The following is a 23,943-nucleotide window of genomic DNA, read 5'->3' as shown; positions in this document are numbered from 1 at the left end:
ACGCGCGGCGCGAGGACCTGTCACACGGACGCCATAATTGCGGCGAGCGACGCAACCCGATCCTTCGAACGCGCTGTCGCGAATGACGCATCGCTTGCCTCATGTCGATCGCATGGATCCGCGACATGAAACCGCAATTTCGTTGGAACGCAACCGAAGCTCACCTGTTGGACCCGCAAGCGTTTCACAAAAGCAACCGGAGATCTGCAATGTCGAACCAGATGCCCAACCAGAACAGATCTGAGGAGAAACGACAGGACGAGAATCAAAAGTCGAGCGATCAGCAGAGGAAGGCCGACATCAGGAAGGCCGTCGAGCAAGATAAAATCGATCCGAAGAATCCCAAGGGTCAACAGGATACCGGGTTCAGCGGCGGCCCCTAGAGTCTGTTTCAACTGCGTTGAATCAGACTCGTCGCTTATCTTTTTGTTTGAGCATGATCTTTCCCGAAAACCGGTTTCCACTTTTCGGGATCATGCTCTAGGAAATGCCCTTACAGGTCAGGGAGGGCTTGAATTAGATCGCCCCGGTCGATCGCCCCGGCTTGCAGAGCCGGGGCGATTCCTTCTCAGCCACGAGGACCGACAGGTTCCGCAATATTTCCGGTATTTGATTTCAAGTCGTCGTAAAACGTCATTCGCCACGTGAGTGGCCGTTAACGCTGGAAGCGAAAAGACTTCCGGCGATGCAGCCACTTGTCATCAAAGCGGACTTATCCTCATTCCCGTTACGGGAAACAGACGATGCGCTTTGACTGGCGAACGATGGCTGGCCCGGCTCTGGCGACACTGGTGGCGCTCGCGTCCATCTTTGTCGATCGTAATGTCGTTGCCATTCCGAACCCGTCGGCGCTGTATGTCTGCGTTGTCGCACTCGCCGCATCGCTGGGTGGAATGACGTCCGGCCTGGTCAGCGCCGGCGTCGCCGTTGCTGCATCCGCCCTGTTCCTGTCGGGTCACGGGGCCGCGCTTCCCGCCGAACTTCCAGCCCTTCCGCACCTCCTGCTGCTGGCCGCGGCAACCGGCGTTGTTGCAGCGATCGTCGGATTGCGGTGCCGACGGTTGGCGGATGCGCTCAGGTGGCGCGAGCGGCACGCGATGGCGGCACGGCTGTCCGCCGCCCTCGACCAGATCGACATCGGCATCGTGCTGCTCGACGCGGACACCCGCGCGGAATTCATCAACCGCGCCTTCCGGAATTTTTTTTCGCTCCCGGACGAGAAGGCCGACAGCAAACCGCCGTTCATTGCGCTGATGTACCATGGACGCGATACCGGCGCGTATGAATTGCCCGAGGACGAACTCAGCCATTTCATCGCCGAACGCACCAAGATGATGCGCGCGGGCGATCAGACGCCGATCAACATCAAGCTCAGGGACGGCCAGGTGCTGCGCTTCAGTTGCACGGCGCTCCCCGACGGCGGCCGCATGTTGAGCTATACCCCCGTGACCGATCTCGTGCGTCGCACCGACGACCCGGCCGACGCCGACTACTATCTGTCGCTGCGAGGCAATGGCCATCGCGCGCTGATCAATCATCTGCGCGCGGCGGAATGAAGCGTTCGCTCGCAAACTGCAACGCACATGTCATCAAGCGCGAGCGGCAGCATAAAACCGGCTTTCAAAACTAAAGCGCCTTCGGGCTTTCGCCAGGATGCTGCCCGGCCCTCTGCGGCAACAGCAGCAAGCAGACGATAATAAAGACCGCGAGAACCGCGGAGGCGGTGAAGCGGCTGAAGTCGAGCCCGCCCTTGCTCAGGGGCTTGTCGAGCAGATCGCCGAGGGTTGCCCCGAGTGGCCGTGTCAAGATGAACGCACCCCAGAATAGCAGCGTGCGCGATATGTTCGTAAAGAAATAACCGATCGCGACCACCACCAGCGCCGCGCCGAACACCAACGCACCACGCTCATAGCCGAATCCATTGGTGTCGGCCATCCAATCGCCAAGCGCCGTGCCCAGTGTCTGGGAAAACAGGATCGCGGCCCAGTAGAAGCCCTCGACGCGTGGGGTCGTCACGGTGTCGACGGAAATGGAACCCTCGAACTGGTGCCATACATAAAGCGACACCATCAGCAGCACGAACAGGATAGAGGCGCCACCCGCATAACCGATGCCGAGCGAACGGTCCGCGAAATCCGCCATCGTGGTGCCCGCCGTCGTTGTCGCAACGATCACGGCCCAATACAAAAATGGATGAAACGAGCGCATGCGGATTTGCATAGCGACCGCCACGGCAAAAATGCAGATGAAAATGGTACTGCTGATGGCATAGCCCAGATTCATCGACATCGACACGGCGTCGCCCGCTGTCTCTCCGAGAGTCGTGGCGGCGATCTTGATAACCCAGAACCCCAACGTGACCGCAGGCACCTTGCTCAGATTGCTCTCTGCAATGCTCGTCATCACGCATCCTTGAAAGTTTGACGCGAGGAATCGCGCAGATTCTGACTAAAGGCCATGCATGCGTGACCGGGCAACGCCCGTCGCCGTCCTTGCGCCGCCAACTTCACGCAGTATCGGATTTCATTTTCATCGATTCGGACAGTATATTTCTCCTGAACCCGGCATCTTCATGACACATCAGACTGGACAGCAGACTGCCCGCCGCCTCGTATGTTCCGGCTGCGGAACGGAATTCGGCTGCGATCCCTCGGGGAACTGCTGGTGCGCCGAGGAAACGGCGCGGCTGCCGATGCCGACACAAGGCGGCGATTGCCTGTGCCGGGACTGCCTGCGAAGGGCGGCTGCGGCTAATTCATCATCGCCGAAGGCATGACCTGCGTCGGCGCATCCGGAATGTGCCCTTTCGTGCGGGCCGGAGACGCCCCATATTGCCGGCATGGTGAAGACTCCCGATTCCCCGAAGCAATCCGGCAAAATGTCGGAGCCCAAGAGTCCAAAATCCAAGCCCGCGAAATCGAAGGCGCATCGTCCCGAAGTGCAGCCGATCGGGCCTGCGCTCGCGGAATTGCTCAATCCGGCGATCAACCGCGGCAACGCCGGCCTCGGCTCCGGCACCGGCTTGCAGCCGCCTCCGGATAATTCCTGGGATCGCCGCTCCGGCGGCGAAGCCGCGGCGCACCGCGCGCGCAAATCGACGCGCGGCAAGAGCGATGCGACGGCGAAGCGGGATGCGGCTACCTCCCCTCCCTTTGGCGGGGGGGCGACGGGCGAAGAGGCGAGCGCCGAGGAGTCGAGGCTGGGGGAAGCTACGAGCGCAACTTTCAAAGCGACAACGGAGAACGGGCCCGGCTTCGGAGAGGCGCCACAAGCAATTTACGGCACCTCAGCGACGATTCCGGCACTCGATCCGGAACTGGCGCGGCAACTCGGTCTGCCGACCGCGGAGGATGATGAAGAAGCTTTGGCGCGACCGCCGCGCAGCAAGATGGAAGGCCTCGGCGTCAAGGCGACCGCCGAGTCGCTGGAGGCGCTGCTGCGCGACGGCCGTCCCGAATTCAAAAAGGACGACGGCTCGCTGAAGGTCTGGACGCCGCACCGCCCGCCGCGCCCGGAGAAAAGCGAAGGCGGCGTCCGCTTCGAGATCAAGTCGGAGTATGAGCCGAAAGGCGACCAGCCGCAGGCGATCCGCGAACTGGTCGAAGGCATCAACCGCAACGACCGCACTCAGGTGCTGCTCGGCGTCACCGGCTCAGGCAAGACCTACACCATGGCAAAGGTGATCGAGGCGACGCAGCGACCGGCCCTGATCCTCGCGCCGAACAAAACGCTTGCGGCGCAGCTCTACGGCGAGTTCAAGAGCTTTTTTCCCGACAACGCGGTCGAGTATTTCGTCAGCTATTACGACTACTACCAGCCGGAAGCCTACGTCCCGCGCACCGACACCTACATCGAAAAAGATTCCTCGATCAACGAACAGATCGACCGCATGCGCCACGCAGCGACCCGGGCGCTGCTGGAACGCGACGACGTCATCATCGTGGCTTCGGTGTCATGCATCTACGGTATCGGCTCGGTCGAAACCTACACCGCGATGACCTTCGCCTTGAGGCGCGGCGAGCGCATCGACCAGCGCCAGCTCATCGCCGACCTCGTGGCGCTGCAATACAAGCGCACGAGCGCCGACTTCACCCGCGGCACGTTTCGCGTGCGCGGCGATACCATCGATATTTTCCCGGCGCACTACGAGGACAGGGCCTGGCGCGTCAACCTGTTCGGCGACGAGGTCGAGAGTATCGAGGAGTTCGATCCGCTCACCGGCCACAAGCAGGACGAACTGGACTTCATCAAGGTCTATTCCAATTCGCATTATGTGACGCCGCGGCCGACGCTGGTGCAGGCGATCAAGAACATCAAGGTCGAGCTGAAACAGCGGCTCGACCAGTTGCACACGCAGGGCCGCCTGCTGGAAGCGCAACGGCTGGAGCAGCGCACCACCTTCGACCTGGAAATGATGGAGGCGACCGGAAGCTGCGCCGGCATCGAGAACTATTCGCGATATCTCACCGGCCGGCGGCCCGGCGAGCCGCCGCCGACGCTGTTCGAATACGTCCCCGACAACGCGCTGGTGTTCGCCGACGAAAGCCACGTCAGCGTGCCGCAGATCGGCGGCATGTTCCGCGGCGACTTCCGCCGCAAGGCGACGCTCGCCGAATACGGCTTCCGCCTGCCCTCCTGCATGGACAACCGGCCGCTGCGCTTCGAGGAATGGGACATGATGCGGCCGCAGACCGTCGCGGTCTCGGCCACGCCGGCGGCATGGGAACTGAACGAAAGCGGCGGCGTGTTCGTCGAGCAGGTGATCCGTCCGACTGGCCTGATCGATCCGCCGGTCGACATCCGCCCGGCACGGACGCAGGTGGACGACCTCGTCGGCGAGGTGCGCGCCACCGCGGCCAAGGGCTATCGCGCGCTCGTCACCGTGCTGACCAAGCGCATGGCGGAGGACCTCACCGAGTATCTGCACGAGCAGGGCATTCGTGTCAGGTACATGCACAGCGACATCGATACCATCGAACGCATCGAGATCATCCGCGATCTCAGGCTGGGCGCGTTCGATGCGCTGGTCGGCATCAACCTGCTGCGCGAAGGTCTCGACATTCCCGAATGCGCGCTGGTCGCCATCCTCGACGCGGACAAGGAAGGATTCCTGCGCAGCGAGACCTCGCTGATCCAGACCATCGGCCGCGCGGCGCGCAACGTCGACGGCCGCGTCATCCTCTATGCCGACCAGGTGACGGGATCGATGCAGCGCGCCATCGCCGAGACCGATCGCCGCCGCGAGAAGCAGGTGGAGTACAACGCCGCCAACGGCATCACGCCGGAGAGCGTCAAGAAGTCCATCGGCGATATCCTCAACAGCGTCTACGAGCGCGATCATGTGCTGGTGGAGATCGGCGACGGCGGCAAGGGGAATTCCTGGTCGGATGACGCGATCGCGATCGGCCACAATTTCGAGGCGGTCCTCGCCGATCTGGAAACGCGGATGCGCGAGGCCGCCGCCGACCTCAACTTCGAGGAAGCCGCAAGGCTGCGCGACGAGGTGAAGCGGCTGCGCGCCACTGAACTTGCGGTGGTGGACGATCCCACCATCAAGCAGCGCGGCGTCGCGGCGAAAGCCGGCAGCTACGCCGGCAAGAAGAAGTATGGCGATGCGGCGAACCTGCCGGCCCGCGCCTCGTCGAAAATCCACAAGCCATCGCTCGACGAGATGGGCATCGCCACCTGGCACGAGGTCAAGCCGACCGGCGCACGCCCGAAGCCGCGCAAACCGACGCTGGACGAAATGGGACCCGGCACGGAAAGCCGAATCTATCAGCCGACCTCATCCCGCGAAGCAGGCCCGGAATTCGGTCCGCGACCGCGCTCCTCAGGCGGCGCGCCCGGGAAGCGGGGCGGATGGAAGAAGAGGTAAAGCCGCATATCGTCAACGAGGCCACTCCGCCGCATTCACCAGGCAACCCGCCCGCGAGTGATCCGCGTACATCTTCCACGCGAAGAAAAACGTGGATGGCCGGGACGGAGCCCGGCCATGACGGAACGGGGTGTTTCCATCAAACCCAAACCGCTATAGGGGATCACAAAACTCGTCTTGCGTATCAGGAGGTTCAAACCGTGGCCGACGCCGATCTCGACGTCATCATTCGCAAGCTTGCAAGGCAGCAGCACAAAAGCCTGACAGCGGCCGTCAAGGCCCGGCGCGCACGCTACCTCGCCCTCGCCGCCAAGGCGAAGGATACCGCCGGCAAGCAGCGCTTCCGCGTGATGGCGAAGCAGGCCTTCGAGGAAGGCACCGCGGCCGCAAGACGGTTGCAGATGTCGGCCGACAATGCCGCCGACAGCTACGCACGCGCGATGCGGCGCGCGGCCGAGGCTCTCGCGGCAGAACCGGCCGCGGCAAAGAAAAAAACTTCCAAAATGGCGGCGTCGAAACCGGCGAAAACCAGCTCCGTCTCGATTCCCTCGCCAATTCGTACGAACCGATCAGCGTTGCCAGTTCGATCAGCGAAACGCCGGCCGGCTCCCTGAGCGCCAGCCCGATCGCCGCGTTCAAACGCAACCGGTGAACGCGCAACGAAGACGCGTCCGATTTCCGGGTATGAACGGGGTCCGCCGCAGATCGGCCGCGATGTTGTCAAAATCGGCAGCACTGATAGAATTTAGAGACTCGTCGTGCGGGGGGACATCCGCGCTCGCTCAACGCGAAACAGGGAACAAGCCGATGAACGCCACTCCAGCCACACCAGCCACTTCGTCCGAACAAACCGAATCGAGCACGACCGAGGCCGACACCAACCTCGCCGCCGTCTCGGAAGTCGAAGCGGGCATCCGCGATTTCGTACGCAACGACATCGCCTATCTGCGCCGGCCGGCCGCGGGTACTCCGAATACCGAGACCAAGCTGGAGCCGAGCACGGAAGCGACCGTGAGCAACGTCAACTCGCTGATTCAGCGCGTGGCCGGAACCTCGCTCGCCGAGATCGAGAATCTCGTCACCGAGCTTGAAAGCCTCCGCGACCTGCTGCATGCGGAAGGACAGCGAGTCCAGCGTGAAATCTCGGGTTATGCCCAGTTGAGCCAGGCTGCGATGAAGTCGACCCGGATGATCGCGGAGAACGTTGCGCAATGGAAGCGCACCGCCGAGAACCTGCGTAACGATTGACGTTTCCGATTTTCGAGGCTTGCGTCGCTCAAAGCAGGTTTGGCTCGGACGGAATCACCTGTCATGCCCGGCTTTATGCCGGGCATCTACGTCTTTGGAAGTTCAGCGAGGAAAGACGTGGATGGCCGGGACAGGGCTGGCCATGACCGATCCGTGTATTTCCGTCGGGAAGCGAACCGCTATAACCACAGGCATTGATGCGGACTTCGCAAGTTATACCCGCCGCATAGCAGCCGCTTCCACATAGACAACGCTCAGTCGAACAGGCTCGATACCGACTGTTCGGCGGCGGTGCGGTTGATCGCCTCGCCGATCAGGCCGGCGATCGACAGCAGGCGGATGTTGGCGGTCTTGTTGACGGCGTCGGTCGGCTGGATCGAGTCGGTAATGACCAGTTCTTTCAGTTTTGAGCTGGCGATGCGCGCCGCCGCGCCGCCGGACAGTACGCCGTGCGTGATGTAGGCATAGACGTCCTTCGCGCCGTTGGCGATCAGCGCGTCGGCGGCATTGACCAGCGTGCCGCCGGAATCGACGATGTCGTCGATCAGGATGCAGGTCGAACCGGCGACGTCGCCGATCACGTTCATGACCTCGGATTCGCCGGCGCGCTCGCGGCGCTTGTCGATGATCGCCAGCGGAGCATTGATGCGCTTGGCGAGACCGCGCGCGCGAACAACGCCGCCGACGTCGGGCGACACCACCATCAGGTTGCCGAGGTCGAACCGCTCCTTGATGTCGCGGACCATCACCGGCGACGCATAGAGATTGTCGGTCGGGATGTCGAAGAAGCCCTGAATCTGCCCGGCATGCAGATCGAGCGTCAGCACGCGATCGGTTCCGGCGCGCGTGATCAGGTTGGCCACCAGCTTGGCCGAGATCGGCGAGCGCGAGCCGACCTTGCGGTCCTGCCGCGCGTAGCCGAAGTAGGGAATGACCGCGGTGATGCGGCGCGCCGACGCGCGGCGCAGCGCGTCGGTGATGATCAGAAGCTCCATCAGATGATCGTTGGTCGGATACGACGTCGACTGGATCACGTACAGGTCCGAGCCGCGCACGTTTTCAAGCACTTCCACGAAGATCTCGTTGTCGGCGAAACGCCGCACGCTGGCTTTGGTGAGTTCAAGCCCGAGCCATTTGGCGATTTCCCGCGCCAGCATCGGGTTGGCGTTGCCGGCGACCAGCTTGATAGCGCCGTTTTTGGCGGACATCGACGCGTCTCCCCGCGATGTGGTGGATACAACGTTCAACATCCCGACTCCAGAGACCTCTCCGACCCCGACGGAGGCGGTGTATCAAGGAGTAGCCAAGTCTGGCAATACGGGACCCGCGGATTCCGGCGCAAAACCCCGTCGATTCCGGCGCAAACGGATGGCTTACTGCGCGGCGAAACCGAGCGCGCTCACCGGCGCGCCAGGCGTTTGCGGAAGATCGTCCGCGCTGGCGATTGCGGGGCCGCTGGACGGCGGCGGCACCGGTTCCGTCGCGGGCGGAGCCGTGCCGTTCACCATGCTGCTCAATCCGCTCAGCCCGGCCTGTGCGATCTTGCGCAACGTGAGATCGTCGGCGGCGGCCCACGCGTCGCGTCCAGCCTTGCCGCCGGGCTCCTCGCCGCTCAGGCGCAGGGCGCGGTTCTGATTGCGATCGTAGACGTCGAACACCCAGGCGATGGTGGTGCGGCCGCGGTTGACCTCAGCCGCGAGATAGGCGCGCACCCGGTAGGCGGCCGATGCCTCGCGCGACACGATGGACAGATTGCGAAGCTGCGATTCCGAATTGAGGATGTTGACGAGGCGATCGAACACCTGCGGCGGCGGTCCGTCGACGGACTCGAACGCGAGGGTCGCGCCGCTGCCGGCTTGCGCGAAGGACTCGCCGCCGTTGCCGCTGCCCGCGCATCCCGCCAGCGCGCACAGCGCCGCCAGAAGCGCAACGGCACGGAAGCTCTTGAAAGGCATTCGCTGACGTCCCCGTTTCGTCGAGCGATATCGTTAAAACGCGTTAACGTCTAGGGCAGAGCGTCGCGGCGGCGCGAAGAATCCGCTTGCCAGCGCCGACGTTCTGATTCCGTTCGACTGTCGCGTCCGGCCCGCTCAATCATTCGGCTTCCAGCACGATGGCATGGACGTGGCGGCCGAAATCCGGCTCCTTGCGATGCACCGAGCGGCGATAGCTGAAGAAACGCTCGTCCGAATAAGTATCGATGCCGGTATCATCGATCGTCTCGACGCCGGCGTGCTCCAGCCGCATCCGGATGAAGCCGCCGAGATCGAACATCGCATGGCCGTCGCGCTCCGACGGAACGAAGAACCCGGCATACGCTCGATCCGTCTCCGTAAATCGCGTCACGAATTCGGCACCGACCTCATAGCTCCGTTGCCGGATCAGCGGACCGATGGCGACGGCGATATCGGAGCGTCTGCTGCCAAGCGTTTCCATCGCATCGACGGTCTTTTCCAGCACGCCGGTCAGCGCGCCCTTCCAGCCGGCATGTGCGGCGGCGATGACGCGGGCCCGCGGATCGGCGAACAGGACGGGGCCGCAGTCGGCCGCGGTGACGCCGATCGCAAGCCCCGGCGTTTTCGTGACGACGGCATCGGCGCGCGGCCGCGCCGCGGCGTCCCAGGGTCGGTCGGCGATCACGGCGTCGGGTGAGTGGACCTGGTAGAGGGAGAGAAAGTTCGCCGGCGTAACGCCCATGGTCTCGGCCATGCGCCGCCGGTTCTCGACAACGCGAGCTGGATCGTCTCGCGAGCCGATGCCGGCATTCAGACTCTGGTAGATGCCTTGCGAGACGCCACCCTCGCGGGTGAAAAATGTGTGCCGCAGGCCGGAAACGGCGGAGAGCAGCGAGGATGCAAGCGTCATGGCGCCCTGCCCCCGCCGCGCCGCTCCTGATCGCTCAGCCCCACCAGTTCGGTGAGGCTGGGATCGGAGACGCCGATCACCTTGAACATCGATCCCATGCCGCCGCGGCCGCCTTCGGTCAGGCGTTTCAGCGCGGTCGCGATATTCTCCGAGACTTCGGGGCTGGCCTTCGCCATCAGGCTGACGGCGCGGGCCTCGATGCCGAGCCGTTGCAGGAATGCTCCCTGCGTCACCGGGCCGTGCACGCGGGCGCCGACATCCTCGGCGGCGCGGGCGAGCGCCTGGAAATCGACATGGGCGGTGACGTCGGTCTGACCGGGATATTTCAGCGGATCGGCGAAGCTGTGTCCTGCGATGGCCTGAAAGGTATCGCCGGCATCGCTGCGCACATGGCCATAGTCGATGATCAGAGCGGCGCCGCCCTGATTGCGGACGCGGGTCCCGATGGACATGATCTCCGCGTCCGGCCGCCACTCGAAAATGGCCCCGACCGGCGCCGCGCGCACCAACGGCGGCAGCAGCACGTCGAACCGCAGCATCGGCGCCGCGGCAGTGCCGAACACGAGCTGGCCGCCGCCGTCGACATCGACCACGCGCTCATGCCAGCCGTCGTCACACCTGACCGTCTGACGGACCGGAAGCACGTCGAAATATTCGTTGGCGAGAATGATCGCCGGCCCCTGCGGCACCTCGTCCAGGCTCGCGTGCCAGTGGAGGTTCCGCGCACCGGACAGCGTCGCCTTCTGCTTCTCCCGCAGCACCGGATTGATCTCGACCAGGTGGAGGCTGAGCGCGTCGTACATCGGCGGCAGCACGCGCAGCGCCCGCAGCGCGTCCGCCATCATGGTGCCGCGGCCGGGCCCGAGTTCGATCAACTGCAGCATGGCCGGCGAACCCAGCGTGCGCCACACCGACGCGGCCCACAGTCCGATCAGCTCGCCGAACATCTGGCTGACTTCGGGCGATGTGATGAAGTCGCCCTCGCGCCCGAGCGGATCGCGCGAAATGTAGTAGCCGTGTTCGGGATGGGTCAGGCAGATCTGCATGTAGCGCCAGACCGGCAGCGGGCCGGAGGTCTTGATCAGCTTTTTGATCTCGGCCAGCAGCGGAGAAGCTTCAGTCACGATCAGCCTTGGTTGAAATGCCCGGATTCGAAATCGTTTGTGCGCCCGGCGCCTGCGAGCCGCGCGACCATGCGGCGTAAATAACGGCGAGCCCGGCAATCATCATCGGGATCGACAATAGCATTCCCATGGTCAGTCCGCCCCACAGAAACCCGAGCTGTGGATCGGGCTCGCGGAAGAATTCGCCGGTGATGCGCGCCACCGCGTACAGCGTGATGAAGCTGCCGAGGACAAGGCCCGGCCGCTTCAGCGCGCCGGCCCGGATCATCAGCGCGAGGATCGTGAACAGAACGAGACCCTCGAGCGTAGCCTCGTAGAGCTGGCTCGGATGGCGCGGCAGCGGGCCGCCATTGGGAAACACCATCGCCCACGGCAGGTTCGGGTCGGCCGGGCGGCCCCACAATTCGCTGTTGATGAAATTGGCGATGCGGCCGAGAAACAGGCCGATCGGCCCGACCGCGGTGGCGACGTCGCCGAGCGACAGGACCGGCAGGCCGTGCTTGCGGCAGAACAGGATCACCGCAACGACGCAGCCCATGAAGCCGCCATGGAAGGACATGCCGCCCTTCCAGAGTTCGAGGATCTCGGCGGGATGACGGATGAAGAAATCCAGGTTGTAGAACAGCACATAGCCGGTGCGGCCGCCGAGGATGATGCCGATCGTCACCCAAAGGATGAAGTCGTCGAGTTGCAGCACCGAGATCGGCGCCGGTCCACCCCAGAGCTTTTCGCTCTTGAGCAGCGCCCGCGCATAGAGCCAGCCAAGCGTGATGCCGCCGATATAGGCCAGCGCATACCAGCGGATCGCGATCGGGCCGAGCGAGATGGCGACGGGATCGAAGACCGGATAGGTGATAAGGAGAAACATCGGTTGTCATTCCACCCAAAGCGTCATGTCCGCGCTTGCCGCGGGCATCCACGTCTTGAATGATCCGGTCACGATTGCAAGGAAATCCGGCACTGACAAGGCTTCGCGGCGTGGGCGGACCATCAAACGGGCTTGAACTGCCATGTCCGGATTGCCATTCTCTAAGTCGACGCGTGGCGATGCCGCCGACCGGAGACAGTGAGATGACCCAGACCAGCAATCGGTTCTTCGACGAGATTGGACGGCTGATGAACGACGCGGCCGGCGCGGCGCAGGGGGTCAAGCGCGAGGTCGACGCGGTCGTCCGCAATCAGGCCGAGAAGATCATGCGCGATCTCGATCTCGTCAAGCGTGAGGAGTTCGAGGCCGTGAAGGAGATGGCGCGGCTCGCGCGCGAGGACAACGAGGCGCTGAAGACGCGCATTGCGGCGCTCGAGGCCCGGCTCGGCGGCGGCTGAGCCGCTCACCTTTCCGCCCGGCTCAGCGAACCGCTATACGCGCCGGCGTGCCATTCTCAAGTGAGTACACGCCGTCGGCATAACCTTTGACCACCGTCCAGGTCGCCAGCGTCACAGCCAGCGTCACGGTCGCGAAGAGAATGCCGACGATTTTCAATCCGGTGCGGTCCGCCATTGTCGTCCCCTGCCCCCCAGGCGGATAGACAAGACCGGCTGAGGGTTTACGATTCCTTAATAGGATACCGGTTTCTTGAAGAAAATTCGGCCGGAACCACCAAATTACGACTCCGGACCCAGCGGGGCCATCAATCCAGCGGATTCCGGCGCCGTATGAAAACCGCCCCCAGAAAGGAAAACACCAGCTCGTCGCGCTGGTTGGTGCCGGTATTGCGCATTTGCATGATGCCCCATTCCGGCCGCGAGCGGGAGGCTTTCAGCGAACAGACCTCGCTGGCATAGCTGACGGTGTCGCCCGCCAGTACCGGCTTCAGCCAGCGCAGGTCGCGAAACCCGGGCGACGGTCCCCACGCCGCAGGCTTCTCGCCGCGCGCCAGGGCGTCCGCCGCCTCGCGCTGACCGGCTGCCACCGCCAGCTTCATCCAGACCGAAGCGATATGCCAGCCGGAAGCCGTCAGGCCGCCGAACAGCGATTTGCGGCCCTCCTCCTCGTCGAGATGGAACGGCTGCGGATCGAATTGCGCCGCGAACGCCTTGATAAGTTCGGCGGTGAAGACAAACGACCCGAGATCGCGACGCTGTCCGACTTCCATGTCTTCGAAATAGCTCATGGGTCAGCCCTGCGGTCCGCCGCCGCCGCACGCCGCCCGATGATGATCGGCGACACCGCCTCGAGCAGCACCTGCCCGGACGCGTTGCGCACGCGCAGCGCGAAGGTCACGATCCCGGTCTCCGGACGGCTGCGCGACAACCGCGCCGCAGCGACGTCGACGTCCAGCATCAGATCGTCGCCAGGACGCAGCGGAGCCAGCCAGCGCACCTCATCGACGCCGGGGGAGCCGAGCGAAGCAGTCCGCCCGATATAGCCGTCGAACATCATCCGCATCATGAGCGAACACAAATGCCAGCCAGAGCCCGACAGACCGCGCAGCATGGAGCGCTTGGCCGCTTCCTCGTCGAGGTGCATGGGCTGTGGATCGAACTCCGACGCGAACGCAATGATTTCGTCGCGGCTGACATGCCGCGGCCCGAATGTGCCGAAACGGCCGACGGGAAAATCCTCGAATGTCAGGGTCATGGCTGGACCTGTAACAGGTACGGCCCGATTGTGGCCGTTATTTGCAGCAATCTCAACCCATGCGCCGGATGGCGCGGCTGCGATTTCCGGGAGGCGGGCCGTCATGGGGTTGGAGCGCCGCCCGGTTCAAGGCGGCGGCGCGACGCGAGGGGGAGCGGCAGATGTTTGAATTCCGGGATCTGTTTCAGTGGGATCGCTTCATCACGCCCACGATCATCAAGATCTTCTACTGGCTGGTCATTGCCCTGATTGTCCTGTCAGGACTGTCCGGCATCTCCTCGGGCCTCGCCGCGATGGCCGTCAGTCCATTCGGCGGCTTCATCACGATCCTTTTGAACATCGCCGGCATCCTGGTTGGCATCGTGTTTTCGCGGATTGCGGCCGAATGCATCCTGATCGTGTTTCGCATCAACGAGCATCTCGGCGCGATCCGCGATCAGGGCGCGAAGCGATAGAGACAGCCTCGACGTCATTTCCGGACGGCTTGCAATGCAAGCCGATCTGGAATCCAGAATTGAGGGATTCCCGCTTATCTGGATTCCGGGTTCGCGCTATCGCCGCGAACGTCAAGCGTCCGTCGCCTCGCGCGTCCCGGAATGACCGGATGAATTGAAACAGATTTACTACGTATTGAACCTGAAGTGCATGACGTCGCCGTCGGCGACGACGTATTCCTTGCCTTCCAGCCGCAGCTTGCCGGCATCGCGTGCGCCGGCTTCGCCGCCGAGCACCACATAATCGGCGTAAGCGATGGTCTCGGCGCGGATGAAACCCTTTTCAAAATCGGTGTGAATGACGCCGGCCGCAGCCGGCGCCTTGGTGCCTTTAGTGACGGTCCAGGCGCGCGCTTCCTTCGGCCCGACGGTGAAATAGGTGATGAGATGAAGCAGGTCGTAGCCGGCGCGGATCAGCCGATCGAGACCCGCTTCCTCCAGCCCCAGCGTCTCGAGGAAATCGGTGCGCTCCTCGCGCGACAACGTGGCGATCTCGGACTCGATCTTGGCGGAAATCGCAACCGCGACCGCGCCTTCCTTCTTCGCGTGCTCGAACACGGCCTGCGAGAAGGCGTTGCCGCTCGCCGCCGCGCCTTCCTCGACATTGCAAACGTAGAGCACCGGCTTTGACGTCAGCAGCCCGAGCATGCGGAAATTGCGCTCTTCCTCGGGCTTGCGCTCCATGCCGCGCGTCGGCTGGCCGTCGCGCAACAGTTTCAGCGCGCGCTCGACCAGATCGAGCTGCTCCTTCGCCTCCTTGTCGTTGCCCTTGGCCTTTTTCGAAAGATTGTCGACCCGTTTCTCGAGGCTTTCGAGATCGGCCAGCATCAGCTCGGTCTCGATGGTCTCGATGTCGGCGAGCGGCGCAATCTTGCCTTCGACATGCGTGATATCGGAATCCTCAAAACAGCGCACCACATGCGCGACCGCGTCGACCTCGCGAATGTTGGCGAGAAACTGGTTGCCGAGTCCTTCGCCCTTGGAGGCGCCGCGCACCAGGCCCGCGATGTCGACGAACGTCAGTTGCGTCGGAATGATCTGCGCCGATCTGGCGATCGCCGCGAGCTTGTCGAGGCGCGGATCCGGCACCGCCACGGCGCCGACATTGGGCTCGATCGTGCAGAACGGATAGTTCGCCGCCTGCGCCGCCGCGGTTTCCGTCAGCGCATTGAACAGGGTCGACTTGCCGACATTGGGCAAACCGACGATACCGCATTTGAAACCCATGATTCATTCCGGTGATTGGCGCAAATCGCACAACAGAGTTAGTGCGTCATACGCGGGCTAAAGCGCGAAGTGCGTCTTCGTGCAAGGAGGGGCGCGTATCCATCGTCTTCAAAAGATGGATTGCCGGATCAGGTCCGGCGATGACGGCGTCGTTCATTTGCCGCCACCATCGTCCTTGTCGCCCTTCTCGGCGAATCCCTTCGCCTGCATCGCAAGATGCACCTTGTTCTGGAACGCCGAATCCCGGCTTGCGACGAGAAGCGCTGCGTTTTCCGCCACGACGTCCACCAGCGCCTCGACCCATGGCCGCTCGCTTTTGGCGAAGTCGTTCAGCACGTGCGCATGCACGAGGTCCTTGACGCCGGGGTGGCCGACGCCGAGCCGGACGCGGCGATAGTCGTTGCCGATATGCGCCGAAATCGATCGCAGGCCGTTGTGCCCGGCGATGCCGCCGCCGACCTTGACGCGGACTTTTGCCGGCGGCAGTTCGATCTCGTCGTGAAAAACCACGACGTCACCCTCCACCAGCTTGAAGAAACTCGCCGCTTCCTGCACGGCATTGCCGGACTCGTTCATGTAGGTCGCGGGCTTGAGCAGAATGACGCGCTCGCCATCGAGCGTGCCTTCGGACGTCTCGCCCTGAAAGCGGCGACGCCACGGCGAGAAACCGTGACGCCGCGCGATCTCGTCCACGGCCATGAACCCGATATTGTGCCGGTTGCCCTGATACTTCGTGCCGGGATTGCCCAGTCCGACGAACAGGCGCATGGCGCAAGCGGTCGCTTACTTCTTCTTGTCGCCACCGCCTGCGGGCGCCTTCGCGCCTGCAGCGGCTCCTGCGGCGGCCGCGCCCGCCGCGGGAGCCGCGCCGGCGGCAGGGGCCGCGGTGCCGGCCGCGGCCGCAGCGGCAGCCGCCTTGAGTTCTTCCGCGTAACCTGACGGCGGCACGATCGTCACCAGCGTGACGTCCTCTCGCGCCAGCGGTTTCACGCCGGGCGGCAGCTTGACATCGGACAGATGGAGCGAGTGGCTGATTTCCAGTCCGCCGACGTCGGCCTCGATGAACTGCGGAATGTTGTCGGCCGCGCACTCGACATCGATGGCGTGGGTCACGAGGTTGACGGTGCCGCCGCGCTTCACGCCAGGAGCGACGTCCGCCTTCAGCAGGCGAAGGGGAATGCTGACGCGGATGGTGGCGCCTTCGCCGAGCCGCATGAAGTCCACATGGATCGGAATGTCCTTGACCGGATCGAGATGGAAGTCGCGCGGAATCACGCGATGCTTCTTGCCCTCCAGGCTGACGTCGAAGATCGTGGTGAGGAAACGGCCTGCCAGAATGCGCTGACGCAGTTCCGCCTCCTCGACCGAGATCGGCTCCGGGGGCTGGTTGTTTCCATAGATCACACCGGGCACTCGGCCGGCGCGACGCTCTGCCCGGGCGGCCCCCTTGCCGCTCTTCGGACGCGCGGTCGCCTTCAATTCCCTGACGGTCGCCATCGTTTTAGTCCTTGCTTTTCAAAAAGTTAAAGGCCGCAATCGCGGCCCGTTGCGCGTCACCGGCAAGCCTCCAGGGGTGCGGGGGCCGTGTGACGTGGCGGCGTTCTAGCCGAAAACGTCCGAAATAACAAGGAAACCGCAGGGTCTTTCCGGCTCCGGCTGTCGCGAGAGCCTCGCTCGGGCGTCAGGAACAACGGACCGCGACGAAACCTGTGGCGCAACGGGTCCCCTTCTCAACTCCCGGCGTCAATCCCGAAGGCCGACGATCGAGCGGGCTTATCTAAAACGAACACGCGGGCATGCGGGCGACGATCGTCAGCCATTCGCAACGCGCGTTTTGAAAAACGGTCCGCCTCGAACCCTGATTCCATCCGGCTCGATCATGCGAGACTCGCGGCAAGCGAGTCCGGGACACGGGACTCGCACGGCGCGAATCCGATTCCGTTTTGTTCACGGCCGCAAGTCGTATCGCCGTTTGATCAGTTGTGGACGACGCGCGCTTTGCCTGTGGACGGACTCCGGGCGGCGTTGCGCGGATTCCGCAAATCACATCACTTGATCCGCGCAGGACATCGTCTTCATCCGATCCACGCGCTTGATGGATCGCCAGAGATCGAAGTCCCGCGGCGTGCCAGCACCGCGGCCGTCCTATGCGTGCGTATCAACACAAGCAAGAGCAAAGGTCGGGACGGCATGTCGCTGCTCCAAGGCGTTATCGATTCCAGAAACAACCCCCTGGCGGTGGTCGAGGACATCGCCGCCACCAACAACTGGGTGTTCGAGCGTTCCGGCGAGGATGAGATCACCATCGTCTCGAAAGGCAACTGGACCGACTATCAGCTCACCTTCACCTGGATGGGCGAGATCGAGGCGCTGCATCTCGCTTGCGCCTTCGACATGAAGATTCCGGCGGCCCGCCGCAACGAGGCCCAGCGCGCCATCGCCACGATCAACGAGCAATTGTGGATCGGCCATTTCGACATCTGGACTCAGACAGGCGCCATCATGTACCGCCACGCGCTTGTTCTTCCCGACGGGCTGACGGCGTCGAACGCACAATGCGAGGATATGCTCGCCGGCGCGATCCATGCCTGCGAGCGCTATTACCCGGCGCTGCAATTCGTTGTGTGGGCCGGCAAGACCGCGGCCGAAGCGATGACCGCCGCGATGTTCGACACCGAGGGCGAGGCTTAGCCTTCTCCGGCGGCGCCATCGAATAGATACCTTTCCACAACTGGGCTTGGGTGCGAAGCGCGCCTTTGCGCAGACGTTCTCGCCCTGAGCGCCGGGTCAAAGACGTGGATGGCCGGAACAAGTCCGGCCATGACGCAGATATCGGTGATAGTGTAGCGGCTGTTCGCTCGCGCCGGAAATATTGTCATGGCTGAATCGCAAACTTCTTTCGCAAACATCTCCGGCACCGTGGTTCTTGCCGGTGCGGGCAAGATGGGCGGCGCGCTGCTGAGCGGATGGCTCGCGCAGGGGCTGGATCCGAAGTGCGTCGCCGTGATCGAGCCGCATCCCTCCGACGAGATCCGCGCGCTCGCCGCCCGCGGCGTCCGGCTGAACGCCGCGACAATGACGGCTGACGACGTCGCGGCGCTCGTGCTCGCGGTCAAGCCGCAAACCTTCGGCGAAGCCGGCCCGGCGTTGCGTCCGCTGATCGGACCGGCGACTCTTGTCGTATCGATCATGGCGGGCACGACGATCGCCGTGCTCGACACCGTCTGCGGCGGCAACGTCGTCCGCGCGATGCCCAATACGCCGGCCGCGATCGGCCGCGGCATCACGGCCGCCGTTGCAGCGAAGGGCGTGAACGACCAGCAGCGCGCCACCGCCGACGCGCTGCTGCGCGCCACCGGGACAGTGGAGTGGATCGACGACGAGGCGCTGATGGATGCCGTCACTGCGGTCTCGGGATCGGGACCGGCCTACGTCTTTCTGCTCGCCGAGGAACTGGCGCGCGCCGGCGTCGCCGCCGGCCTGCCTGCCGATCTCGCCGCACGGCTGGCCCGCGAGACCGTCGCGGGTTCGGGCGAACTGCTGCACCGGTCCGATCTCGACGCCGCAACGCTGCGCCAGAACGTCACCTCGCCCGGCGGCACAACGGCAGCCGCACTCGGTGTGCTGATGGGCGAGAGCGGTCTGAAGGATTTGATGACGCGCGCAGTCGCCGCCGCGACAGAGCGATCGAAGGAACTGGCGAAGTAACGTCTCTCCGCCACATACCGCCGGAACGTTCATCCGACTTGAAGAATTGTCGTGACATGCCGCAACATGGGGCGGCAGTCATCGAGCGTTCGACGAGAAAAAATCTGCCGTGCTCGCAAACGAGGTTACATCCCTGCTCGATCATCTCGGCGTGGCTCCCGATCGCGTGCGCGGCGCGCGCGCCGTGCGATCGCCGCTGACCGGCGAGACCATCGCCCACGTCAATGACGCAAGTCCGCAGCGCGCCGCCGAGACCATTGCGCTGGCCGAAGCAGCGTTCCGCCAATGGCGTCAGGTCCCTCCACCGCAACGCGGCGAGGTGGTCCGCTTGTTCGGCCACGAACTGCGCACCGCCAAGGATGCGTTGGGCCGTCTGGTCACCATCGAAGCCGGCAAGATCGTCTCGGAAGGCCGTGGCGAGGTGCAGGAAATGATCGACATCTGCGATTTCGCCGTCGGCCTGTCGCGGCAGCTTTACGGCCTCACCATCGCCAGCGAGCGGCCCGATCACCGCATGATGGAGCAATGGCATCCGCTCGGCCCGGTCGGCGTCATCACCTCGTTCAATTTTCCCGTCGCGGTGTGGTCGTGGAATGCGGCGCTGGCGCTGGTTTGCGGCAATCCGGTGATCTGGAAGCCGTCGGAAAAAACCCCGCTGACGGCGCTGGCGGTGCAGGCGCTGTTTGAGCGCGCCGCCGCAAAGTCGGGCAACATTCCGGACGGCCTGTCCACGGTGCTGATCGGCGGGCGCGACGTCGGCGAACTCCTGGTCGGCGATTCACGGGTGCCGCTGGTCTCCGCGACCGGATCGACGGCGATGGGCCGCGAGGTCGGAATACAGCTTGCGCGGCGGTTCGCCCGCAGCATTCTCGAACTCGGCGGCAACAACGCCTCGATCGTCTGCCCCTCGGCGAACCTCGATCTGGCGCTGCGGGCCATCGCCTTCGCCGCCATGGGCACCGCCGGCCAGCGCTGCACCACGCTGCGGCGGCTGTTCGTCCATGACAGCATCCACGACGAGTTCGTGGCGAAACTGAAACGCGTTTATGCCTCGGTGCGGATCGGCGACCCGCTTGCGAGCGACGATGTTCTGGTCGGCCCGTTGATCGACGAAACCGCATTCCGGAACATGCAGCGGGCGCTCGACGAGGCTCGCGCGCACGGCGCGCGGGTCCACGGCGGCGAGCGTGTCGATGAGCAGCGGTTTCCGGATGCGTATTATGCCCGGCCGGCGTTGGTGGACATGCCGGCGCAGACCGGGCCGGTGCTGCGCGAGACCTTCGCGCCGATCCTGTACGTCATGACATACACCGACCTCGACGCGGCGATTGCGCAGCACAACGCCGTCGCTCACGGCCTGTCGTCCTCGATCTTCTCGACCGACATGCGCGAGGTGGAGAAATTTCTTTCGGCGAAAGGCTCCGACTGCGGCATCGCCAACGTCAATATCGGTCCGTCCGGCGCCGAGATCGGCGGCGCGTTCGGTGGCGAAAAGGAAACCGGCGGCGGCCGCGAGGCCGGCTCCGACGCCTGGAAAGCGTACATGCGTCGCGTCACCAGCACCGTGAACTACGGCGACGATCTTCCGCTCGCGCAGGGCGTCCGTTTCGACATCGGTTAGAGCAAATTCATCTTTAGATGAAAACGCATCACCGGGCATAGCGAACTCCCTCTCCCATGCGGAGAGGGTTAAGTGAGGGGGTAATACCTCTCGAGTTTGAAACCCCCTCACCCGGCACCATAGCGCGTCGAAGACGCGCGTAACCGCGCTTATGGTGCCGACCTCTCCCCGGCGGGGAGAGGTGAAGAAGATCGACATTCCGATTCCATCAAGCCGTGAACGGCTCTAGCGGGCGCCGCGAATTGTCGTATTCATGTCACGAAGGATGAACATCCGCGCGAGCGAATTCGTCCAGCACCTCGGCGACGCGGTCCACCGCCCAATCAATCTCGGATTGCCCGATGATCAGCGGCGGCGCGAAGCGGACGGTGTTGCGGTGCGTGTCCTTGGTCAGCACGCCAGCCTGCAACAGCCGCGTCGCCACCGCAGCCGCGCTGGCGAGATCGCGATTCAACTCGACGCCGGCGAACAGCCCGCGCCCGCGCACCTCGCGGATGATCGGATTCCTGATCGCGCGGAGCCGGGCGAGCAGATGCGCGCCGAGACGGGCGGAGCGCTCGATCAAATTCTCCTCGATCAGCGTATTAAGCGCCGCAAGCCCGACCGCGGCGGCGATCGGATTGCCGCCGAAGGTGCTGCCGTGATCGCCGGGCTTGAACACCTGCATCACCTCGCGGCGCGCCAGGAACAGCGACACCGGCAGAAGACCGCCGCCCAGCGCCTTGCCCAGCGTCATCGCATCCGGCTTCACGCCATCGTGCTGGCAGGCCAGCAGCCGTCCGGTGCGACCGAGTCCGGATTGAATCTCGTCGCAGATTAAAAGGACGTTATGCTCCCGGCAGATGCGCGCCACCTCGGCAAGATAGCCCGGCAGCGGCACGTTGATGCCGCCCTCGCCCTGGATCGGCTCGACCAGAAAGGCCGCCGTGTTCGGCGTGATCGCCGCGCGAAGCGCCGCCGCGTCGCCGAACGGCACCGACCTGAAACCGGCCGGAAACGGCCCAAACCCGTCGCGATATTGCGGTACGGACGAGAAGCCGACGATGGCGATGGTGCGGCCGTGAAAATTGCCGTCGCACACGATGATCTCGGCGCGGTCGGCCGGCACCCCTTTGACCTCATAGGCCCATTTGCGTGCGGCCTTCAGCGCCGTCTCCACCACTTCCGCGCCGCTGTTCATCGGCAGCGCCTGATCCATCCCGGTCAGCGCGCAGGCACGGCCGAGAAAGGCACCGAGACGATCGCTGAAATAGGCGCGGGAAACAGTGTCGAGTTGCCGCGCCTGATCGGTAAGCGCCTGCACCAGCCGCGGATGACAGTGCCCGAAGCTCGCCGCCGAATAGGCGCCCATCATGTCGATGTAGCGCCGCCCGTTTTCATCCCAGAGATAGACGCCCTTGCCACGCGCGAGCGTGACCGGCATCGGCGCATAGTTGGCGGCACCGAAGCGCATTTCGAGTTGAACCGAGCCATCCATGTCACTCGCTCCCTCGACTCGAACCTGTCCGGAGGCCGCAGAGGATCGCGCTCCCGCCGGAACGGGCCTGGTTGCAACGGGCTTGATTACAATGTGGGGCGGCAAAGCGAGAAAGCCAGAGCATAGTCCCGGAAAGTGGCAAACGATCGATCTCGGACTCCACCCGCCGCGAGAACAGGATGAGTTGACGATGAAGCCTTTCAATCCGTCATGGCCGGGCTCGTCCGGCCATCCAGGTCTTGTTTGGTTGAGAGTTCCAAAGACGTGGATGCCCGGCATAAAGCCGGGCATGACGATTCAATCAAACCTCATCCCGCTCTAATCGGCCGTTACACCGGCACCCGCACTATCGCGCGCAAGCCCCCCATCGGACTGTCCCCAAGCGTGATGTCGCCGCCATGGGAACGCGCGATGTCGCGCGCGATGGCGAGGCCGAGGCCGGAGCCGCCCTCGTCCTGATTGCGAGCGTGGTCCAGCCGCAAAAACGGCTTGAAGACTTCCTCGCGCATGTCCTGCGGGATGCCCGGACCGTCGTCGTCGACCATGACCGTGAGCCAGCGGTGATCGCGATGGCCGTTGATCGCGATGGAGTCGGCATGGCGCGCCGCGTTCGACACCAGATTGCCGAGGCAGCGCTTGAGCGCGGCCGGCTTGACGGTGACGACGGGAAGTCCGTGAAAATTGGTCGTCGCGGAGTGGCCGTTGCGCTCGGCATCGCCGCGCAGCTCCTCCAGCGCAGCGGCCATGTCGGTGGGCTGCGCCTGCTCGCCGCTGTCGCCGCGCGCGAAGGCGAGATAGGCCTCGAGCATCCCATGCATCTCGTCGACGTCCTTGCGTATGCCGTCGACTTCCGGACTGTCGCCGATCAGCGCCAGCTCCAGCTTGAAGCGGGTCAGGATGGTGCGCAGGTCGTGCGACACGCCGGCCAGCATCGCGGTACGCTGCTCGATGCTGCGCTCGATTCGCATCTTCATCTCGATGAACGCCTGCGCGGCGCGGCGGACCTCGCGTGCGCCCCGCGGACGAAAGTTCGGCGCGTCGCGGCCCTTGCCGAAGCGCTCGGCGGCATCCGCCAGCAGCAGGATCGGCTTGATCTGGTTGCGCAGGAACAGCACCGCGACGAACAGCAGGATCGACGACGTGCCCAGCATCCAGAAGATGAAAATCTCCGAGTTCGACGCATAGGCCGCGCTGCGCTGCGCGAAGACCCGCATCACCGCGTCGTCGAGCTGGATCCTGATCTCGACCAGACTGGAACGGCCGACCGTGTCGATCCAGAACGGCTTGCCGATCTGCCGGCTGATCTGCACCGACAGCGACTGATCGAGCAGCGAAAAAAACGGCTTCGGTCCGGGCGGCGGCATATCGCCCGAAGGCAGGAAATCGACCACGAGCCCGAGACGCTGCTGCGCGATGCGCCTGATCGTCGCGCGGTCCTTGTCCTGCGGGTAATCTTTGTAGACCTCGATCAGCGCGGCGATATCCTGAACCACCGCCGCCGACAGCCTGCGCGTCACCGTGTTCCAGTGCCGCTCCATGAACACGAAAGCCACCACCGATTGCAGCACCACCATCGGCACGATCATGATCAGCAGCGCGCGGGCATAGAGGCCCTTGGGCATCCAGTTCTTGAACGCTCGCCCGATCCGGCCATTGGCCACCGAGACACGCCGGGACGCCGTGCGGATCAGCGTCAGACCGGCGCCGAGCGTGCTCATGATCG

25 protein-coding genes are annotated in these 23,943 nt (G+C 64.1%); 11 read left to right on the top strand and 14 right to left on the bottom strand.

Annotated features, from left to right (window positions below; genetic code table 11):
• The first annotated feature begins 209 nt into the window (after positions 1 to 209).
• Together ACMDCM_RS01120 and ACMDCM_RS01115 are read left to right on the top strand one after the other, a co-directional pair.
• A complete protein-coding gene (locus tag ACMDCM_RS01120; RefSeq protein ID WP_412771841.1) occupies positions 210 to 383 on the top strand; it encodes a hypothetical protein in 174 nt (57 codons plus the stop codon).
• Positions 384 to 743: 360 nt separating this feature from the next.
• Entirely contained in the window at positions 744 to 1,556 is an 813-nt protein-coding gene (locus ACMDCM_RS01115) for a PAS-domain containing protein (RefSeq protein ID WP_412771840.1), read from the top strand.
• Between the two features lie 70 nt (positions 1,557 to 1,626).
• Here ACMDCM_RS01115 and ACMDCM_RS01110 read toward each other — a convergent pair whose 3' ends face one another.
• On the bottom strand, positions 1,627 to 2,403 hold the full coding sequence (locus ACMDCM_RS01110) for a COG4705 family protein (RefSeq protein ID WP_412774625.1): 777 nt from the start codon (positions 2,401 to 2,403) through the stop codon (positions 1,627 to 1,629).
• 169 nt (positions 2,404 to 2,572) lie between these two features.
• On the opposite strand from ACMDCM_RS01110, the gene ACMDCM_RS01105 reads away from it, so the two are divergent.
• The 4 genes from ACMDCM_RS01105 (at position 2,573) to ACMDCM_RS01090 (ending at position 7,123) form a co-directional block, all read left to right on the top strand.
• Positions 2,573 to 2,776 carry a hypothetical protein gene (locus tag ACMDCM_RS01105; protein WP_412771839.1) on the top strand — a complete coding sequence of 68 codons (204 nt, stop codon included), beginning with the start codon at positions 2,573 to 2,575 and terminating at the stop codon, positions 2,774 to 2,776.
• A 63-nt stretch (positions 2,777 to 2,839) separates the two neighbouring features.
• Entirely contained in the window at positions 2,840 to 5,875 is a 3,036-nt protein-coding gene (gene uvrB, locus ACMDCM_RS01100) for an excinuclease ABC subunit UvrB (protein WP_412771838.1), read from the top strand.
• 200 nt (positions 5,876 to 6,075) lie between these two features.
• Positions 6,076 to 6,489, top strand: a complete 414-nt coding sequence (locus tag ACMDCM_RS01095) for a hypothetical protein (protein WP_412771837.1) — start codon at positions 6,076 to 6,078, stop codon at positions 6,487 to 6,489.
• A gap of 193 nt (positions 6,490 to 6,682) precedes the next feature.
• Positions 6,683 to 7,123, top strand: coding sequence for a hypothetical protein (locus tag ACMDCM_RS01090; RefSeq protein WP_412771836.1), 441 nt, complete (start codon positions 6,683 to 6,685; stop codon positions 7,121 to 7,123).
• A 254-nt stretch (positions 7,124 to 7,377) separates the two neighbouring features.
• On the opposite strand, the gene ACMDCM_RS01085 is transcribed toward ACMDCM_RS01090, so the two are convergent.
• The 5 genes from ACMDCM_RS01085 to lgt all read right to left on the bottom strand — a co-directional run bounded on the left by ACMDCM_RS01085 (position 7,378) and on the right by lgt (position 11,980).
• Positions 7,378 to 8,331, bottom strand: a complete 954-nt coding sequence (locus ACMDCM_RS01085; RefSeq protein ID WP_412771835.1) for a ribose-phosphate pyrophosphokinase — start codon at positions 8,329 to 8,331, stop codon at positions 7,378 to 7,380.
• 165 nt (positions 8,332 to 8,496) lie between these two features.
• Positions 8,497 to 9,078 carry a hypothetical protein gene (locus ACMDCM_RS01080; protein ID WP_412771834.1) on the bottom strand — a complete coding sequence of 194 codons (582 nt, stop codon included), beginning with the start codon at positions 9,076 to 9,078 and terminating at the stop codon, positions 8,497 to 8,499.
• A gap of 139 nt (positions 9,079 to 9,217) precedes the next feature.
• On the bottom strand, positions 9,218 to 9,988 hold the full coding sequence (pgeF, locus tag ACMDCM_RS01075; RefSeq protein WP_412771833.1) for a peptidoglycan editing factor PgeF: 771 nt from the start codon (positions 9,986 to 9,988) through the stop codon (positions 9,218 to 9,220).
• Positions 9,985 to 11,112: a class I SAM-dependent methyltransferase gene (locus ACMDCM_RS01070; protein ID WP_412771832.1), complete on the bottom strand. Its 1,128-nt coding sequence runs from the start codon at positions 11,110 to 11,112 to the stop codon at positions 9,985 to 9,987. The genes pgeF and ACMDCM_RS01070 overlap by 4 nt, the downstream gene beginning before the upstream one ends.
• Positions 11,105 to 11,980, bottom strand: a complete 876-nt coding sequence (gene lgt / locus ACMDCM_RS01065; protein ID WP_412771831.1) for a prolipoprotein diacylglyceryl transferase — start codon at positions 11,978 to 11,980, stop codon at positions 11,105 to 11,107. The genes ACMDCM_RS01070 and lgt overlap by 8 nt, the downstream gene beginning before the upstream one ends.
• A 203-nt stretch (positions 11,981 to 12,183) precedes the next feature.
• On the opposite strand from lgt, the gene ACMDCM_RS01060 reads away from it, so the two are divergent.
• Positions 12,184 to 12,438 carry an accessory factor UbiK family protein gene (locus ACMDCM_RS01060; RefSeq protein WP_412771830.1) on the top strand — a complete coding sequence of 85 codons (255 nt, stop codon included), beginning with the start codon at positions 12,184 to 12,186 and terminating at the stop codon, positions 12,436 to 12,438.
• A 22-nt stretch (positions 12,439 to 12,460) separates the two neighbouring features.
• Here the strand turns inward: ACMDCM_RS01060 and ACMDCM_RS01055 are convergent, their stop codons facing one another.
• The 3 genes from ACMDCM_RS01055 to ACMDCM_RS01045 form a co-directional block, all read right to left on the bottom strand.
• Complete coding sequence (locus ACMDCM_RS01055) at positions 12,461 to 12,613, bottom strand: hypothetical protein (RefSeq protein ID WP_412771829.1); 153 nt, start codon at positions 12,611 to 12,613, stop codon at positions 12,461 to 12,463.
• A 130-nt stretch (positions 12,614 to 12,743) separates the two neighbouring features.
• Positions 12,744 to 13,226: a MaoC family dehydratase gene (locus ACMDCM_RS01050; protein WP_412771828.1), complete on the bottom strand. Its 483-nt coding sequence runs from the start codon at positions 13,224 to 13,226 to the stop codon at positions 12,744 to 12,746.
• Positions 13,223 to 13,693, bottom strand: a complete 471-nt coding sequence (locus tag ACMDCM_RS01045; RefSeq protein WP_412771827.1) for a MaoC family dehydratase — start codon at positions 13,691 to 13,693, stop codon at positions 13,223 to 13,225. Before ACMDCM_RS01045 ends, ACMDCM_RS01050 begins: the two co-directional genes overlap by 4 nt.
• A gap of 161 nt (positions 13,694 to 13,854) precedes the next feature.
• On the opposite strand from ACMDCM_RS01045, the gene ACMDCM_RS01040 reads away from it, so the two are divergent.
• Entirely contained in the window at positions 13,855 to 14,148 is a 294-nt protein-coding gene (locus ACMDCM_RS01040) for a DUF4282 domain-containing protein (protein WP_412771826.1), read from the top strand.
• 168 nt (positions 14,149 to 14,316) lie between these two features.
• Here the strand turns inward: ACMDCM_RS01040 and ychF are convergent, their stop codons facing one another.
• From ychF to ACMDCM_RS01025, 3 genes are all read right to left on the bottom strand, one after another.
• Complete coding sequence (gene ychF, locus ACMDCM_RS01035; protein WP_412771825.1) at positions 14,317 to 15,414, bottom strand: redox-regulated ATPase YchF; 1,098 nt, start codon at positions 15,412 to 15,414, stop codon at positions 14,317 to 14,319.
• Between the two features lie 153 nt (positions 15,415 to 15,567).
• Positions 15,568 to 16,182: an aminoacyl-tRNA hydrolase gene (pth, locus tag ACMDCM_RS01030; RefSeq protein WP_412771824.1), complete on the bottom strand. Its 615-nt coding sequence runs from the start codon at positions 16,180 to 16,182 to the stop codon at positions 15,568 to 15,570.
• A 15-nt stretch (positions 16,183 to 16,197) separates the two neighbouring features.
• A complete protein-coding gene (locus ACMDCM_RS01025) occupies positions 16,198 to 16,911 on the bottom strand; it encodes a 50S ribosomal protein L25/general stress protein Ctc (RefSeq protein ID WP_412771823.1) in 714 nt (237 codons plus the stop codon).
• Between the two features lie 693 nt (positions 16,912 to 17,604).
• On the opposite strand from ACMDCM_RS01025, the gene ACMDCM_RS01020 reads away from it, so the two are divergent.
• The 3 genes from ACMDCM_RS01020 to amaB all read left to right on the top strand — a co-directional run bounded on the left by ACMDCM_RS01020 (position 17,605) and on the right by amaB (position 20,743).
• Positions 17,605 to 18,105, top strand: a complete 501-nt coding sequence (locus ACMDCM_RS01020; RefSeq protein WP_412771822.1) for a type III secretion system chaperone family protein — start codon at positions 17,605 to 17,607, stop codon at positions 18,103 to 18,105.
• A gap of 186 nt (positions 18,106 to 18,291) precedes the next feature.
• On the top strand, positions 18,292 to 19,122 hold the full coding sequence (gene proC / locus ACMDCM_RS01015; protein WP_412771821.1) for a pyrroline-5-carboxylate reductase: 831 nt from the start codon (positions 18,292 to 18,294) through the stop codon (positions 19,120 to 19,122).
• A 109-nt stretch (positions 19,123 to 19,231) separates the two neighbouring features.
• The gene (amaB, locus tag ACMDCM_RS01010) at positions 19,232 to 20,743 is read left to right on the top strand and encodes an L-piperidine-6-carboxylate dehydrogenase (RefSeq protein WP_412771820.1); all 1,512 of its coding nucleotides are present in this window, start codon (positions 19,232 to 19,234) and stop codon (positions 20,741 to 20,743) included.
• Positions 20,744 to 20,999: 256 nt separating this feature from the next.
• On the opposite strand, the gene rocD is transcribed toward amaB, so the two are convergent.
• Positions 21,000 to 22,220 (bottom strand): ornithine--oxo-acid transaminase, encoded by a 1,221-nt coding sequence (gene rocD, locus ACMDCM_RS01005; RefSeq protein WP_412771819.1) that lies wholly within the window; start codon positions 22,218 to 22,220, stop codon positions 21,000 to 21,002.
• A gap of 329 nt (positions 22,221 to 22,549) precedes the next feature.
• Positions 22,550 to 23,938 carry an ATP-binding protein gene (locus ACMDCM_RS01000; protein ID WP_412774624.1) on the bottom strand — a complete coding sequence of 463 codons (1,389 nt, stop codon included), beginning with the start codon at positions 23,936 to 23,938 and terminating at the stop codon, positions 22,550 to 22,552.
• Positions 23,939 to 23,943 lie beyond the last annotated feature (5 nt).

Source organism: Nitrobacter sp., assembly GCF_047149785.1.
Lineage (GTDB): Bacteria > Pseudomonadota > Alphaproteobacteria > Rhizobiales > Xanthobacteraceae > Nitrobacter.
Note: the sequence above shows the minus strand (reverse complement) of the source record. Positions and strands in the feature narration are given on the sequence as shown.